This window comes from Mycobacterium sp. 663a-19 (assembly GCF_035616495.1).
Classification (GTDB): Bacteria; Actinomycetota; Actinomycetes; order Mycobacteriales; family Mycobacteriaceae; genus Mycobacterium.
On the sequence record NZ_JAPJAV010000008.1, the window covers coordinates 73,704 to 89,167 of the forward strand.

Annotated in this window: 16 protein-coding genes and 1 pseudogene; 4 read left to right on the forward strand and 13 right to left on the reverse strand. The window is 71.0% G+C overall.

What is annotated here, in order from left to right; genetic code table 11:
* From panD to OQ968_RS15625, 11 genes and pseudogenes are all read right to left on the reverse strand, one after another.
* On the reverse strand, window positions 1–420 hold the full coding sequence (gene panD, locus OQ968_RS15575; protein WP_324679390.1) for an aspartate 1-decarboxylase: 420 nt from the start codon (window positions 418–420) through the stop codon (window positions 1–3).
* Window positions 420–1,337 (reverse strand): pantoate--beta-alanine ligase, encoded by a 918-nt coding sequence (gene panC / locus OQ968_RS15580; protein WP_324679391.1) that lies wholly within the window; start codon window positions 1,335–1,337, stop codon window positions 420–422. The genes panD and panC overlap by 1 nt, the downstream gene beginning before the upstream one ends.
* Window positions 1,334–2,245 carry a Rossmann-like and DUF2520 domain-containing protein gene (locus OQ968_RS15585; RefSeq protein WP_324679393.1) on the reverse strand — a complete coding sequence of 304 codons (912 nt, stop codon included), beginning with the start codon at window positions 2,243–2,245 and terminating at the stop codon, window positions 1,334–1,336. The genes panC and OQ968_RS15585 overlap by 4 nt, the downstream gene beginning before the upstream one ends.
* Before the next feature lie 110 nt (window positions 2,246–2,355).
* Window positions 2,356–3,723, reverse strand: coding sequence for a DUF6779 domain-containing protein (locus tag OQ968_RS15590; protein ID WP_324679394.1), 1,368 nt, complete (start codon window positions 3,721–3,723; stop codon window positions 2,356–2,358).
* 65 nt (window positions 3,724–3,788) lie between these two features.
* Window positions 3,789–4,274: a DUF3180 domain-containing protein gene (locus OQ968_RS15595; protein ID WP_324679396.1), complete on the reverse strand. Its 486-nt coding sequence runs from the start codon at window positions 4,272–4,274 to the stop codon at window positions 3,789–3,791.
* A complete protein-coding gene (gene folK, locus OQ968_RS15600; protein ID WP_324679398.1) occupies window positions 4,274–4,822 on the reverse strand; it encodes a 2-amino-4-hydroxy-6-hydroxymethyldihydropteridine diphosphokinase in 549 nt (182 codons plus the stop codon). Before folK ends, OQ968_RS15595 begins: the two co-directional genes overlap by 1 nt.
* 52 nt (window positions 4,823–4,874) lie before the next feature.
* Window positions 4,875–5,225, reverse strand: a complete 351-nt coding sequence (gene folB / locus OQ968_RS15605; protein WP_420715933.1) for a dihydroneopterin aldolase — start codon at window positions 5,223–5,225, stop codon at window positions 4,875–4,877.
* Between the two features lie 24 nt (window positions 5,226–5,249).
* A pseudogene (folP, locus tag OQ968_RS15610) lies at window positions 5,250–6,090 on the reverse strand (dihydropteroate synthase); the annotation flags it as partial.
* A complete protein-coding gene (gene folE, locus OQ968_RS15615) occupies window positions 6,087–6,707 on the reverse strand; it encodes a GTP cyclohydrolase I FolE (RefSeq protein WP_324679404.1) in 621 nt (206 codons plus the stop codon). The gene folE and the pseudogene folP, both read right to left, overlap by 4 nt.
* A 15-nt stretch (window positions 6,708–6,722) precedes the next feature.
* Entirely contained in the window at window positions 6,723–9,068 is a 2,346-nt protein-coding gene (gene ftsH, locus OQ968_RS15620) for an ATP-dependent zinc metalloprotease FtsH (protein ID WP_324679406.1), read from the reverse strand.
* Window positions 9,069–9,272: 204 nt separating this feature from the next.
* Window positions 9,273–9,686 (reverse strand): VOC family protein, encoded by a 414-nt coding sequence (locus OQ968_RS15625; RefSeq protein WP_324679408.1) that lies wholly within the window; start codon window positions 9,684–9,686, stop codon window positions 9,273–9,275.
* An 80-nt stretch (window positions 9,687–9,766) separates the two neighbouring features.
* Here OQ968_RS15625 and OQ968_RS15630 point away from each other — a divergent pair, with 80 nt between their 5' ends.
* From OQ968_RS15630 to OQ968_RS15640, 3 genes are read left to right on the forward strand one after another with little or no spacing between them, the layout of a single operon-like run.
* Window positions 9,767–10,735, forward strand: coding sequence for an alpha/beta hydrolase (locus OQ968_RS15630; RefSeq protein ID WP_324679410.1), 969 nt, complete (start codon window positions 9,767–9,769; stop codon window positions 10,733–10,735).
* On the forward strand, window positions 10,732–11,925 hold the full coding sequence (locus OQ968_RS15635; RefSeq protein WP_324679412.1) for an LLM class flavin-dependent oxidoreductase: 1,194 nt from the start codon (window positions 10,732–10,734) through the stop codon (window positions 11,923–11,925). The genes OQ968_RS15630 and OQ968_RS15635 overlap by 4 nt, the downstream gene beginning before the upstream one ends.
* Window positions 11,925–12,935: a zinc-binding dehydrogenase gene (locus tag OQ968_RS15640; protein WP_324679415.1), complete on the forward strand. Its 1,011-nt coding sequence runs from the start codon at window positions 11,925–11,927 to the stop codon at window positions 12,933–12,935. The genes OQ968_RS15635 and OQ968_RS15640 overlap by 1 nt, the downstream gene beginning before the upstream one ends.
* A 5-nt stretch (window positions 12,936–12,940) precedes the next feature.
* Here OQ968_RS15640 and OQ968_RS15645 read toward each other — a convergent pair whose 3' ends face one another.
* Complete coding sequence (locus OQ968_RS15645; protein WP_324679417.1) at window positions 12,941–14,131, reverse strand: PPE family protein; 1,191 nt, start codon at window positions 14,129–14,131, stop codon at window positions 12,941–12,943.
* Between the two features lie 13 nt (window positions 14,132–14,144).
* Window positions 14,145–14,444 carry a PE family protein gene (locus tag OQ968_RS15650; RefSeq protein WP_324679419.1) on the reverse strand — a complete coding sequence of 100 codons (300 nt, stop codon included), beginning with the start codon at window positions 14,442–14,444 and terminating at the stop codon, window positions 14,145–14,147.
* Between the two features lie 282 nt (window positions 14,445–14,726).
* On the opposite strand from OQ968_RS15650, the gene OQ968_RS15655 reads away from it, so the two are divergent.
* The gene (locus tag OQ968_RS15655; RefSeq protein ID WP_324679421.1) at window positions 14,727–15,461 is read left to right on the forward strand and encodes an SIMPL domain-containing protein; all 735 of its coding nucleotides are present in this window, start codon (window positions 14,727–14,729) and stop codon (window positions 15,459–15,461) included.
* Window positions 15,462–15,464 lie beyond the last annotated feature (3 nt).

The window sequence follows — 15,464 nt, forward strand, 5'->3', positions numbered from 1 at the left end:
TTATCGCGCACCCATCCGGGGGTCGAGCAACTCGGCCGCGTCATCGGGCACGAAGGCCGGATCGTGCCCCAGGTCGATCGGCCTGTTGTCGGCGTCGACGAAGACGATCCGCGGCCGGTAGGCGCGGGCCTCGGCGTCCTCCATCGTCCCGTAGGCGATCAGGATCACCAGATCTCCGGGGTGCACCAGATGCGCTGCGGCCCCGTTGATTCCGATCACCCCGGAGCCGCGCTCGCCGGTGATGGCGTAGGTGACCAGCCGGGCGCCGTTGTCGATGTCGACGATGGTCACCTGTTCGCCCTCGAGCAGGTCGGCGGCGTCCATCAGGTCGGCGTCGATGGTCACCGAGCCGACGTAGTGCAGGTCGGCCTGCGTGACGGTGGCGCGGTGAATCTTCGATTTCAGCATCGTCCGCAACATCAGTTCCTCCAATGTGATTGGGCGAGTTCGTCCGGCCCGTTGGTGCCGGCGAGGTTTGCGACTTCGATCGCGATGTTGTCCAGCAGTCGGGTGCCGCCCAGCCGGGCGGCGATCAGCAGGCGCCCGGGCCGGCCGGCCTGCGGCGGTCCCAGCTCCGCGTCGCGCAGCTCCAGGTAGTCGACCTCGATCGCGGGCGCGGCATCGAGCACCGAGCGGGCCGCGTCCAGCGCCGCCCGGGCGCCGGCCGGCGCGGCGTGCGCGGCGGCCACCAACGCCGCCGACAGCGTCGCGGCCAGTTCGCGCTGTACCGGGCCCAGGTAGCGGTTGCGCGACGACATCGCCAGCCCGTCGGCCTCGCGCACCGTCGGCACCCCGACCACCGTGACGTCGAGGTTCAGGTCGGCGACCAGCTGCCGGATCAGCACCAGCTGCTGGTAGTCCTTCTCGCCGAAGAACACCCGATCGGGCCGCACGATCTGCAGCAGCTTGCACACGACGGTCAGCACACCGGTGAAATGCGTTGGCCGCGAGGCGCCCTCGAGTTCGGCGGCCAGCGGCCCGGGCTGCACGGTGGTGCGCAGGCCGTCGGGATACATCGCCGCGGCGGTCGGCGCGAACACGATCTCGACGCCCTCGCCGCGCAGCAGCGCTAGGTCGTCGTCGAGGGTGCGCGGGTAGGCGTCGAGGTCTTCGCCGGCGCCGAACTGCAGCGGGTTGACGAAGATCGACACCACCACCACCGAGCCGGGCACCCGCTTGGCGGCGCGCACCAGGGCGAGGTGCCCGTCGTGCAGCGCGCCCATGGTGGGCACCAGCAGCACCCGGCGGCCGGTGTGGCGCAGCGCGCGGCTGACCTCGGTGACGTCGCGCGGCGCCGAGTACAGGTTGAGTTCGCCCGCCGCGAAGGCCGATTTCATGCTGTCAGCACCTCGACGACGGCGTCGGGGGCGTGGGCGCGCTGGGCGGTGCGCAGGGCGTTGACCCGATACGCCTGGGCCAGCTCGGGGTCCACCCGATCCAGTGCGGCCAGGTGCTCGGCGACGGCGGCCGCGTCGCCGCGCGCGACCGGCCCGGTGAGCGCGGCCTGGCCGCGTTGCAGGGTGTTCTCCAGCGCCGCCCGGGCCAGCGGGCCGACGATGCGTTCGGCGATGCCGCCCGGCTGGTCGTCGACAGTTTGTTGGCCGAGCAGTTCGCTGCCGCGCAGCGCGGCCCGCAGCGCGTCGAGCGCGTCGGCGAGCACCGCCACGATGTGGTTGCCCGCGTGGGCCAGCGCGGCGTGGTACAGGATGCGGGCGTCCTCGCGCACGCAGAACGGCTCACCGCCCATCTCCAGAACCAGCGACTGCGCGATCGCATACCCGACGTCGTCGGCCGCGGTGATCCCGAAGCAGGTGTCCGGCAGCCGGGAGATGTCCTCGTCGGAGCCGGTGAACGTCATCGCCGGGTGGATCGCCAGCGGTATGCAGCCGTCGCCGGCCAGCGGCGCGAGAATGCCGACCCCGTTGGCGCCGGAGGTGTGCGCCACGATCGTGCCGGGCCGCACCGCCGAGGTGGCCGCCAGGCCGGACACCAGGCCGGCCAGTTCGCTGTCCGGGACCGCCAGCAGTAGCAGCTCGGCGCCGGCCGCCACGTCCTGCGGCGCGACCACCGGGGTGTCGGGCAGCCGGCGCTGCGCCAGCTGCCGCGATGCGTGGGAAATGGCGCTGCACGCCACCACGACGTGGTCAGCGCGCTCCAGCGCGACGCCCAGCGCGGTGCCCACCCGGCCGGCCGAGATGATCCCCACCTTGAGCCTGGCCGGGCGCAAACCGTCGAACTGCACCATCGCAGACGACCTCACTGATTTCTGTCGTTCCAGTCCCAGGCGGGTACCGGACGGTCACTAAGACTGTAGTCGATCGGTCAGGCCGCACCCAATGTGACGATGCCCTCAGCTCAGCCTTCCCGGCGGCGCCGACGGCCCCCGCCGGACGGCTCGACCTGCAGCCGGGCCAGCAGGTCGGCCACCGACTGACCACCCGATGGGCCCTCACCCGCGCCGTCGGGCGCCTCGGCGCCGCGGTGCCGGGGCGCGTGCTCGGGCGGCGGCGGCGGCGGTGCCATGTGCGGTGCCGTGTGCGGGGGTGGTGGCGGTGGCGTTGCCTGCGGCTCGGCGGCGGGCGGCGGCGGTGTTGCCTGCGGCTCGCTGGGCGCCGCGAAGCTCCCGTAGTCGCGGTACTCCGCCGAGTGCCGCGACCCCGCCCGGCGACCGGGCTCGTCGTACGGCCGGGACGGCTCGGGCTCGATGTGTGCGCCGTCCAGGGGCTCGTCCGGGGTGGAATGCCGGGCGCGCCGACCGCCGCCCGGCGCCGCCCACGGGCTGGGCGTTTCGCCGCCGGCCCAGCTGCTGCCCGGCGTTCCCGGCGGCAGCCACAGCCCCTCGGCGCCGACCGGCTGCCAATCCTGCGCCTGCGGCTGGGATTGCGGTTGCGGTTCCGGTTGCGGCGGCGGCGCGGGCGGTGGCTCGGCCGGCTGCGGTGGCGGCCACTGGAACTGCTCGAACCGCGGCTCGGGCTCGGGCGGCGGCGCCATGTAGGGGGCCTCCTGCGAGACCCGGTACGGCGCCTCCGGCGGGACGGCGTAGTGGCCCCGGCGGCGTTCCCGCGGGGGCGGCGGCTGCCGGGGCGGCAACAGCGGCTCCTCTGGCACGTCGATGATCGCCTGTTCGTCGGTGCGCGGGCTCTCGGCGCCGCCGAGCGAGTCGTCCAGATGCGCCGACGTGACCCGATCGCTGGACACCCAGTCGGCGCTCTCGCCGGTTCGCTCCCAGTCGCTGTAGGCGCGGGCGCGCGGCGCCTCGGTCTCGAGGTTCTCCAGCGCCGGGCGGTGCTGGAGGTCGGTGTCGAACAGGATCTCCAGGCTCGTCCGCAGCGCGGCCAGTTCGGCGCGCAGCGCGGCCACGTCGTCGGCGGCCTGCGCGCGCAGCTCCGATGCCAGCTCGCGGCGCAGCTGGGACTCCACGGTGAGCTCGTACTCGCGGCGGGCCGAAATCTCCCGGTCCAGCTGCAGGTCGTACACCAGCTTCAGGTCACGCACCCGGGACTGATCGGCATCGCTTTGCCGGCGGTAGAGCACCGACACGAACGCGCCGGCGACTGCGGCCCACAGCGCCAGGATCACAGCGAGCTTGAGGAGCTCCACCCGGTTGGTGAACACCAGCGCGGAACTGGCCCCCATCGCGAGGACCAGCAACGCCGTCAAGAGCACCCACCCCGGCCTGCGGCCGCCGCGCCGGACCCGGGCGCCGCGGGACAGAACGGTCATGGCCTGACTGTACCTGTGCGAGGTCACTCCGCGTGTCGCCCGAGTCCGGCGATTCTCACCCGCGTTTACTGGGGCGAGCTTTCCGCCCCCTCGCCGTGCTCGGTCGAATCCGGCGGAGATTTGCAGCAATGCTGCAGCCACAGCGCGGCCACCACCAGCGCCAGGGCGCTGACGGCCGCGACCACCGTGCCCGTGGTGTCCTCGGCGGCGGCCTTCAGCCATGACCGCCGCGGCAGGAAGTACACCAGCAGGCCCACCCACCAGCCCAGCATCAGCGCCCCCACCCACGCCGACGCCTTGGCCACCACCACGCTGCGGGCGACGGCCAGCGGATGCAGCCACCCGGGCCCGTCGCCGATTTCGCCTTCGGCGATCTTGGCCCGCACGTGGCGCGCCCACAGCGCCTCGGCGAGGGCGACCGCGAGCAGCGACAGCCCGGTCCAAACCGTGATCGGCGGGAACCATCGGTACAGCTGGATCACCAGGAGGTAGCCCAGCACCGCAGCGCCCACCACCGCGGCCGTCAGGTCACGTTTCCTGGTGGGCCCCATCAGCGCCGCGATTCCCGGTTCGCAGCGGACTTTCCGGCCCCCAGCGTCAGCGGGGACAACCGGACGCTGTCCCGGTCGGCCGGTTCCAGCTCGGCCAGCAGCCGGGCCACCGGCCGCGGCCCGCCGGCGACGGTGAGCCGGGCATCGGGGTCGACGGCCAGCCACGGCACCAACACGAAGGCCCGCAGGTGGGCCAGCGGGTGCGGCAGCGTCAGGTTGGGCTCGCGGGCAATCAGCTCGCGGCCGTCGTCATTGCAGGCGATCAGGTCGACGTCGAGGGTGCGCGGTCCCCAACGCTCCCCGCGCACCCGGCCCGCCGCCCGCTCGAAGTCCTGCGCCCGCCGCAGCCAGCCCTGCCCGTCGCAGCCGGGGTCGTCGGCCATCACCACCGCGTTGAGGAAGGGCGCCTGCTCGACGCGGCCCCACGGGGCGGTCTCGTACACCGGGGAGACCGCCAGCACCGCATCGCCGAGCCCGTCGACGACGGACTGCAGCCGGGCCAGCCGGTCGCCCAGGTTGGAGCCGATGGACAACACGACCCTGGTCATGGGCGCCACTCCTCGATCCCGGCTACGCCGGCATCATCGTCGTCGACGCGGGTCACAGCGTCCCCCCCACCGGAACCACCGAGCCGCGGCCGCCGCGCCGCGACCGCCGGACCACCACCGCGACGTCGGCGAAGTCCCGCGGGATCGGCGCCTGCGGCTTGTGCACCACCACCTCGACGGCGTGCACGCGCTCGTCGTCCATCACCTTCTCGGCGATCTCGCCACCGACGGCCTCGATGAGGTTGCGCGGCGGGCCGGCCACCACGTCGGCGGCGAGGTCGGCCAGCGCGGCGTAGTCGTAGGTGTCGGCCAGCTCGTCGCTCGTCGCGGCGCCAGCCAGGTCGATCCACACCGTGATGTCGACGACGAAGTCCTGGCCGTTGGCGCGCTCGTGGTCCAGCACCCCGTGCCGGCCGCGAACCGTCAAGCCGCGCAACTCGATTCGATCAGCCATGCGTCCACGCCTCGACGACTTTGACGGCGTCGACCGAGGCCCGCACGTCGTGCACGCGCACACCCCAGGCCCCATGCAGGGCGGCCAGCGCCGAGATCACCGCGGTCGCCGTCTCGCGCCCGTCGGGCGGGCGGAGCGTCCCGTCGGGGCCGGCCAGCAACGTACCCAGGAACCGCTTGCGCGAGGCGCCCAGAAGCACCGGCACGCCGGTGGCGACCAACTGCGGCAGGGCGCGCAGCAGCGCCCAGTTGTGTTGCGCCGTCTTGGCGAATCCCAGCCCGGGATCGATCACCAGCTTCGCCGGGTCGACGCCCGCGGCCACCGCGGCGTCGACGCTGGCGAGCAGCTCGGAGCGCACCTCGGCCACCACGTCGCCGTACTGCGGGACCCGATGCGGCCGGTCCGACGACACCGACCGCCAGTGCATCAAAACCCACGTCACCCCGGCCTCGGCCAGCAGCGGCGCCATCGCGGCGTCGGCGCGCCCGCCGGAGACGTCGTTGACGATCCGCGCGCCGGCCTGCAGCGCGGCCCGCGCGACGTCGGCGTGCATGGTGTCGATGCTCACCGTGACGCCTTGTGCGGCAAGCTGTTTGACGACGGGAACCACGCGCGACGCCTCGACCCGGGAGTCGATCCGGGCGGCGCCGGGCCGGGTCGACTCGCCCCCGACGTCGACGATGCTCGCGCCCTGGGCCACCATCGCCAGGCCGTGCGCGATGGCGCTGTCCGCATCGAGGTACCGCCCGCCATCCGAGAACGAATCGTCGGTGACGTTCACAACCCCCATAACCTGCACAGGCGCCGGGCTCACTTACGCAGGATGAGGTCGAGCGCCTCGGCTCGAGAAGCGGCATTGGTCTTGAACAGGCCGCGCACCGCCGACGTCGTGGTGACGGCGCCGGGCTTGCGGACGCCGCGCATCGCCATGCACAGGTGCTCGGCCTCGACGACGACGATCACCCCGGACGGGTCGAGCTGCCTGACCAACGCGTCGGCGATCTGGCTGGTGAGCCGTTCCTGCACCTGCGGCCGCTTGGCGTACAGGTCGACCATGCGGGCGATCTTCGACAGCCCGGTCACCCTGCCGTCCTTGCCGGGGATGTAGCCAACGTGGGCCACGCCGTGAAACGACACCAGGTGATGCTCGCAGGTGGAGTACATCGGGATCTCCTTGACGATCACCAGCTCGTCGTGGTCCTCGTCGAACATCGTGTTCAGCACGCTGTCGGGGTCGGTGTAGAGACCGGAGAACATCTCCTTGTAGGCGCGCGCGACGCGGGCCGGGGTGTCCCGCAGGCCATCTCGCTCGGGGTCCTCGCCGATCGCGTACAGCAGCTCGCGGATGGCGGCCTCCGCGCGCGACTGGTCGAACACCCGTATGCGACTGGTGGCGGCGCGGGAATCCGGCCCCAAATGCGGCAAGGCCATCGAATCCTCCGTTCGTCAGCCGTGGGCCGGCGGGTTGGACGGGCTCACATCCTCGTCCGGCTGGTCGGGGGTCTTCTGGGCGTCCGGGGTGGGTTGACCCGGCGGCGGATACGGCGGATACGGCGGGTATGGCTGATGGCCCTGGCCCGGGTAGCTCGGCGCCGGCTGCGGCCAATAGGGCTGCTGAGGCGGCGCGGGCGGATACCAGTAGCCCTGCTGTTGTTGCGGCGGCGGCCATCCCGGCGCGTGCCAGCCGGCCGGGGCGCCGTAATCCGGCCGGGTGGGGCCGTGCGGCGCGCCCTGACGATCTCCCTGACCTCCGTGGGAACCGTTGGGGCCGTGGGCATTTCGGTCGGCCTCGGCGCGCGCGGCCTCGGCGGCCTCGCTGGCCCGCGCGATCGCGGCCTTGAAGGCCGGCTCGGCGACCGGCGGGGGCCAGGGCTCGCCGCGCTCGATGGCCAGTTCGCCCGGCGTCTTGATCGGCGGCTTGTCCGACGGGATCCGGCCGCCGAAGTCGTCGAACATGGTGAGCCGGGGCCGCTTTTCGACGCCGGCGAAGATCGCCTCCAGCTCGGCCCGGTGCAGCGTTTCCTTTTCCAGCAGCTCGCCGGCCAACGTGTCGAGGATGTCGCGGTACTCGGTGAGGATCTCCCACGCCTCGGTGTGCGCCGCCTCGATCAGCTTGCGGACCTCGTCGTCGATGTCGCGGGCGACCTCGTGCGAGTAGTCGGCCTGGGTTCCCATGGTGCGGCCCAGGAACGGGTCGCCGTGTTCGGTGCCGTACTTGACCGCACCCAGCTTGGAGCTCATGCCGAACTCGGTGACCATCGCGCGGGCGACCTTGGTGGCCTGCTCGATGTCCGAAACCGCGCCCGTCGTCGGCTCGCGGAACACCAGCTCCTCGGCGGCGCGCCCGCCCATCGCGAACACCAACTGCGCGATCATCTCCGAGCGGGTCCGCAGGCTCTTGTCCTCCTCGGGCACCGCGACCGCGTGCCCGCCGGTGCGGCCGCGGGCCAGGATCGTCACCTTGTAGACCGGGTCGATGTCCGGCATCGCCCAGGCCGCCAGCGTGTGACCGCCCTCGTGGTAGGCGGTGATCTTCTTCTCCTGCTCGCTGATGATCCGACCCTTGCGGCGCGGCCCGCCGATCACCCGGTCCACCGCCTCCTCCAGCGCCGGGCCGGTGATGACGGTGCCGTTCTCGCGCGCGGTCAGCAGCGCCGCCTCGTTGATGACGTTGGCCAGGTCGGCGCCGGTCATCCCGACGGTGCGCTTGGCCAGCCCGTCCAGGTCGGCGTCGTCGGCGATCGGCTTGCCCCTGGAATGCACCCGCAGGACGGCCCGGCGCCCGGCCAGGTCGGGGTTGGTCACCGGGATCTGCCGGTCGAAGCGGCCCGGCCGCAGCAGCGCCGGGTCGAGGATGTCGGGCCGGTTGGTGGCGGCGATCAGGATGACGCCGGCGCGGTCGCCGAACCCGTCCATCTCGACCAGCAACTGGTTCAGCGTCTGCTCGCGCTCGTCGTGGCCGCCGCCGAGCCCCGCGCCGCGCTGGCGGCCCACCGCGTCGATCTCGTCGACGAAGATGATGCACGGGCTGTTCTGCTTGGCCTGCTCGAACAGGTCCCTGACGCGGGAGGCGCCGACGCCGACGAACATCTCGACGAAGTCGGAGCCCGAGATGGTGAAGAACGGCACGCCCGCCTCGCCCGCCACGGCGCGGGCCAGCAGCGTTTTGCCGGTTCCCGGCGGGCCGTAGAGCAGCACGCCCTTGGGGATCTTGGCGCCCAGCGCCTGGTAACGGCTGGGGTTCTGCAGGAAGTCCTTGATCTCGTAGAGCTCCTCGACGGCCTCGTCGACGCCGGCGACGTCGGCGAAGGTGGTCTTGGGCATGTCCTTCGAGAGCTGCTTGGCACGCGATTTGCCGAACCCGAAACCCATCCGGGCGCCGCCCTGCATGCGCGAGAACATGACGAACAGGCCCACCAGCAACAGCAGCGGCAGCACGTAGACCAGCAGCTCGCCCAGGATGCTGCCCTCGTTGACGACGGTGCTGACCTTGGCGTTCTTGGCGCTGAGCGCCTTGAACAGGTCGACGGCGTAGCCGCTGGGGTACTTGGTGATGACCTTGTCGGAGTTCTCGGTGTCGTTGTTGCCCTTCTTCAGGGTCAACCGCAGCTGCTGCTCGCGGTCATCGATCTGCGCGCTCTTGACGTTGTCGCCGTTGATCTGTGCCATCGCCACCGAGGTGTCGACGGGCTTGTACCCGCGGGTGTCGTCGCTGAAATAGAAGAACGACCAGCCGAGCAGCACCACGACGGCGATCGCCGTCACGGTGCGAATCACGTTTTTCCGGTTCATCGATCATCGGCCTTGCGGCCAAGTCCTTCCTTCCACGCAGCTGGAAAAGTCCAGGCTACCGCTAGTGGGGATCGCCAGCGCCGGTGGAGCCGGGGCGCGGCCGTCCCCGCTATGGCAACGACCGGGGGTTCCCGCGGTTCACTCTGCGCTCACGCAGACGAAGTGCGAGTGGAGCCCGCCGTCAGCGCAGACTCAACGCGGCGATCACTCGTAGTAGCGGGCCTCGACGACGTTGCCGTCCGGGTCGCGAAAGTAATAGCCCTGCGGCGCCCAGCCCCGGGCCCCGTAGGTGCGCTTCAGCCGCGCGCCGGTGTCCACGCCCTCGGCCTGCAAACGCCGGTCCAGGGCGTCGTATTCGGACTTCGACAGCGCCAGGCAGACGTGATTGACCGGGTGGCCCGCGCTGCCCTCGACCCCGGTGAGCGATTCGGTGGCACCCGCGCCGTCGATCGGCGACAGGTCGATGATCGAGTCCTCGCACACCCGCACACTGGGGAACGGCGCCTCCCCGGCCTCGAACTCCGCAAACCGAACCGGCGCGAGCCCGACCACCCTGGTGTAGAAGTCCATCGCCGCGCGCGGGTCCCTCGTCCACAGGACTACGTGGTCCAATCGCATGCCCAAATTATGGTGCGCCCGCAACGGCCCGCAACGAAGAAGCTCTTCTCAGCCCACCGGGGTTGTGCTTTGGTGAGACCGTGCCCTTATCAACCGAACGGTTAGTGGATACCAATGGTGTGCGGTTGCGGGTGGTCGAGGCCGGGGACCGCGGCGCGCCCGTCGTCGTCCTGGCCCACGGGTTTCCCGAATTGGCCTACTCGTGGCGGCACCAGATCCCGGCGCTCGCCGAGGCCGGCTACCATGTGCTGGCGCCGGATCAGCGCGGTTACGGCGGCTCGTCGCGTCCGGATCCGGTGGAGGCCTACGGCATCCACGAGTTGACCGCCGACATCGTCGGGCTCCTCGACGACGTCGGCGCCGAACGCGCGGTCTGGGTGGGCCACGATTGGGGCGCCGCGGTGGTGTGGAACGCGCCGCTGCTGCATCCCGACCGGGTCGCCGCCGTCGCCGCACTCAGCGTCCCGGCGCTGCCCCGCTCGCACGTGGCGCCGACGAGGGCGTGGCGCAAGACATTCGGCGAGCACTTCTTCTACATCCTGTATTTCCAGGAACCGGGCGTCGCCGACGCCGAACTCAATGCCGACCCCGCGCGGGTGATCCGGCGCATGATGGGCGGCCTGCGGACATCCGATGACAAGGCCGCGGCGCTGCGGATGGCGGCCCCCGGTCCGGAGGGCTTCATCGACCGCCTTCCCGAACCCGACGGGCTGCCGGACTGGATAACCCAGGGCGAACTCGACCACTACATCGCCGAGTTCGCCCGCACGGGATTCACCGGCGGGCTGAACTGGTACCGCAACTTCGACCGCAACTGGGAGACCACCCCGCAGCTCGCCGGCGCGAAAATCCCGGTGCCGTGCCTGTTCATCGGCGGGACGGCCGATCCCGTGCTGTCCTTCACCCGGGCCGACCGCGCGTCCGAGGTGATCTCCGGGCCCTACCGCCAGGTGATGCTCGACGGCGCCGGACACTGGCTGCAACAAGAACGACCCGACGAGGTGAACGCCGCCCTGTTGGACTTCCTCAACGGATTGGAGCTGCGATGAACGCCCCCCTGCGTTTCGGCGTCTTTATCACCCCCTTTCATCCGATCGGCCAATCCCCAACGGTGGCATTGGAATACGACATGGAGCGCGTCGTGGCGCTCGACCGCCTCGGCTTCGACGAGGCGTGGTTCGGCGAGCACCACTCCGGCGGTTACGAGCTGATCGCCTGCCCGGAGGTGTTCATCGCGGCGGCCGCGGAGCGGACCAAGCACATCCGGCTGGGCACCGGCGTGGTGTCGCTGCCCTACCACCATCCGCTGATGGTGGCCGACCGCTGGGTGCTGCTGGACCACCTGACCCGCGGAAGGGTGATGTTCGGCACCGGCCCGGGCGCGCTGCCGTCGGACGCCTACATGATGGGTATCGACCCGATCGAGCAGCGCCCGATGATGCAGGAGTCCCTCGAGGCGATCCTCGCGCTGTTCCGCGCCGCGCCCGACGAGCGAATCGACCGTCACACCGACTGGTTCACGCTGCGCGACGCCCAGTTGCACATCCGCCCGTACACCTGGCCGTATCCCGAGATCGCCACGGCCGCAATGATTTCGCCGTCCGGGCCGCGGCTGGCCGGCACCCTGGGCACGTCGCTGCTGTCGCTGTCGATGTCGGTGCCGGGCGGGTACGCCGCGCTGGAGAACACCTGGGACGTCGTGCGCGAACAGGCCGACAAGGTCGGCCGCGACGAGCCGGACCGGGCCAATTGGCGGGTGCTGAGCATCATGCACCTCGCGGACAGCCGCGACCAGGCGATCGACGACTGCACCTACGGGCTGCAGGATTTCGCCAACTATTTCGGCGCGGCCGGGTTCGTTCCGCTGGCCAACGCCGTCGACGGCGCGCAGACACCGCACGAGTTCGTCGAAGACTATGCGGCCAAGGGCAATTGCTGCATCGGCACGCCGGACGACGCGATCGCGCACATCGAGGACCTGCTCGAGCGGTCGGGCGGCTTCGGCACGCTGCTCATGCTCGGTCACGACTGGGCGTCGCCCGAGGCCACCTACCACTGCTATGACCTGATGGCCCGCAAGGTGATTCCCCACTTCAAGGGACAGCTGCAGGCCTCGCGGTCGTCGCACGAGTGGGCCAAGGGCCACCGCGACCAGTTGATCGGCCGCGCCGGCGAGGCCGTGGTGAAGGCGATCACCGAGCACGTCGACGAGCACAAGCTGGAAAGCGAGAAAAGCTGATGCGTGCCTCGGTGTTGCGCGAGGGCCGGATGGTCTACCGCGACGACGTCCCCGACCCGGTTCCCGAATCCGGCCAGGTGCTGGTCGCGGTCCGATCGTGCGGAATCTGCGGCTCCGACCTGCATTTCGCGGCGCACGGCTCCGAGGTGATGGCGCTGACCGACAGGATGGGCGGCGGCGGTCCGATGAGCCTCGACCTGGCCCGCGACATCTTCATGGGTCACGAATTCAGCGCCGAGGTGCTCGAGGCCGGGCCGGACACCGACACGCACCCACCGGGAACCCTGGTGACGTCGATTCCGGTGTTGCTGTCCGCCAAGGGCGTCGAGCCGATCGTCTACAGCAACAGCACGATCGGCGGCTACGCCGAGCGGATGCTGCTGTCGGCCCCGCTGCTGATGCCGATCCCCAACGGCCTGGATTTCAAGCATGCGGCGCTGACCGAACCGATGGCGGTGGGGCTGCACGCCGTCAACAAGTCCAACATCGCACAAGGGGAGACCGCCCTGGTGCTCGGTTGCGGCCCGATCGGCATCGCGATCATCGCTGCGCTGCGGGCGCGCGGCGTCGAAACCATTGTGGCATCGGACTTTTCGTCGAAGCGCCGCGAGCTGGCCACCGCGATGGGCGCGCATCAGACGCTGGACGCCGCCCAGGGTTCGCCGTTCGACAGCGCCAAACCCGCGGTGGTGTTCGAGGCGGTCGGGGTGCCGGGAATCATCGACGACGTACTGTTGCGGGCGCGCCCGGGCACCCGGCTGGTCGTCGCCGGGGTGTGCATGCAGCCCGACACCATGCACCCATTCTTCGCGATCGCCAAGGAGATCAACGTCCAGTTCTGCCTCGCCTACACCCCCGAGGAATTCGGCGATTCGCTGCGCGCGCTGGCCGAGGGCGACATCGACGTCACCCCGCTGATCACCGGCGAGGTGGGCCTGGACGGCGTCGGCGCGGCCTTCGACGACCTCGCCGACCCCGAGCGGCACTGCAAGATCCTCGTCACCCCGTAGCTTCGTCAACCCCCGACGGGCGGCTGCGCCATGACGGTCGGCTTGAATCCGTAACGGGGAGGCGGAAAGTGGGCCAGGCCCCGTCCACCCCCGGCGCCCGCCACCGGGACGCCACCCATCGCGTTGGTGGCGGGTTGGGCGGCCGCGGCGGCCCCGAGGCCGTTGAGCGTCACGGCTGGGCTTGCCGCGGGGGCCGCGCCGGCCCACGACGCCGGAACCGACAGCCCCCCGACGGACGCCGCCCTGCCGACCGTCCCCGCCGCTCCGGCTGCACCGCCCATAGCCCCGGTGGCACCGGAAACGGCGCGCGGCAACGCCTCGACGGCCTTGGCGGCGCCCTCGGCCGCCTTCGCGGCCTGCGGCATCATCCCCTGGGCGACGCCCTGGATGTCCTTGAACGTGGTGGTGAACAGGCGGGTGGGCGAGACGAGCCGGATGAACGCGTCGAACGGCGTGCTGCCATCCAAGGTTGCCGAACCGGTCAGGCCCTCCAGCACGTCGCCGAGGAACCCGTCCACGACGATGCCGTCGCCTAGATTCAATGCGGACGAGTTCGTCAACCCGGCCAGGCCCAGCAGCGCGGCCGGAATCGCCTGCGGCCCCTGCGCGCCTGCCGAGCCGCCGGCCGCCTGAACCACCGCGGCGGCCTGGCCGGCCAGCCCGGTCGGGTTGGTGATCGACGCCGCCGGGCTGAACGGCGGCAGCGCCGACGCCGCGGCCGACGCACCGGCATAGCCGTACATCGCGGCCGCGTCCTGGGCCCACATCTCGGCGTAATGCGCCTCGGTGGCCGCGATCGCCGCGGTGTTCTGGCCAAGGAAGTTCGTCGCGAGCAACGCCGTCAACAGCGCCCGGTTGGCCGCGATCTCCGGCGGCGGCACCGTCGCCGCGAACGCCGCCTCGTAGGCGCCGACCGCCATTGCGGCCTGGCCGGCGGCCCGTTCGGCCTGGCCGGCGGTGTCGCTCAGCCATGCCACGTGGGGCGCGGCCGCGGCCACCATGGACGCCGCGGCCGGACCGCGCCAGGGCCCGTCGGTCAGGCCGGTGAGCAGCGACCCGTAGGCCGACGCGGTGGTTCGCAGCTCGGCGGCCAGCCCGTCCCAGGCCGCCGCGGCGGCGAGCAGCGGCCCCGGGCCGGGTCCCGAATACATCAGCGCCGAGTTGATCTCCGGCGGCAACTGCGCGAAATCCAGCATCGCGGCCGCTCGCTCAGACGACCGCGCCGGCGTTGGCGGCCTCAGTGGCCGCATACGAACCGGAGCTGAGGCCGAGCGCGGCCGCCAACTGCTCGCGGACCCTCGCCGCCTGGGCGCTGATCTCCTGGTAACTCCGTGCGTGCGAGGCGAACTGCGCGGCGGTCAGCGTCGACACCACGTCGGCGGCGGCGGGGACCACCCCGATCGTGGGCGCCGCCGCGGCCGCATTTCCGGCGACCACCGCGGCGTTGATGGCGTTCAGCTCCGCGGCGGCCGCGGCCAGCATCTCGGGTTGCGCGAGCACAAAAGACATGGCTTCTCCTCAAAAGCATTTCACTTCAACAGCTTTCACTTGATTCGATACGTTAGGACAGGCCTAGCGGAAATGCGGCCGCCGCAATGCCTATTCATTACGGGGTAGAAAACTGTTCATTCACCTGGGCGAATGTCCTGCGACAATTTGGTGATGGCATGAAATTTGTTGGAAACCAATATGTTTAGAGTTGGATATGAATTTCGGGGTTATCGCCACGATCCGCGCTATGCTTTGCCGGTTGTCGCCCATCGTCGCCGCGGAGCGGTTAGGGTGCCACTCATGTCGATCGCAAGAAGCGCCCCGAAATTTGTTCGCCGGTCGATCGTCGTGGCCGTCGCCGGATTGGCCGTCGCCGCGCTGTCGGCGTGCGATGAGCACAGCGCCGCGCCCGCACCGGGCACAAATCCACGTCAGGTGACCGTTGTGGGATCGGGCCAGGTTCAAGGCGTCCCGGACACCCTGACCGCCGGGGTCGGCATCGAGTTCACCGCGCCCGACGTCACCACCGCGATGAACCAGACCAACGACCGTCAGCATGCAGTCATCAACGCGCTCGTCGGCGCCGGCGTCGACCGCAAGGACATCAGCACCACCGAGGTCACCCTGGAGCCCCAATACAGCGGTGGCAGCGCGACCATCACCGGCTACCGTGCCACCAACGCGATCCGGGTCAAGATCCACCCGACCGACGCCGCGTCACGGCTGCTGGCCGTGGTCGTGAACACCGGCGGCGACGCCACCCGGATCAGCTCGGTCAGCTACTCCATCGCCGACGACTCGCAGCTGGTAAAGGACGCTCGCGCAAGGGCTTTCAACGACGCCAAGAACCGCGCCGACCAGTACGCCCAGCTGTCCGGGCTGCGGCTGGGCAGGGTGCTGTCCATCTCCGAAGCGACCGGCGGCACACCCGGGGGACCGCCGCCGGCGCCGCCGCGCAGCATGGCCGCCGTCCCGCTGGAGCCGGGCCAGCAGACGGTCAGCTTCTCGGTGACCGCGGCGTGGGAACTCGACTGAGGC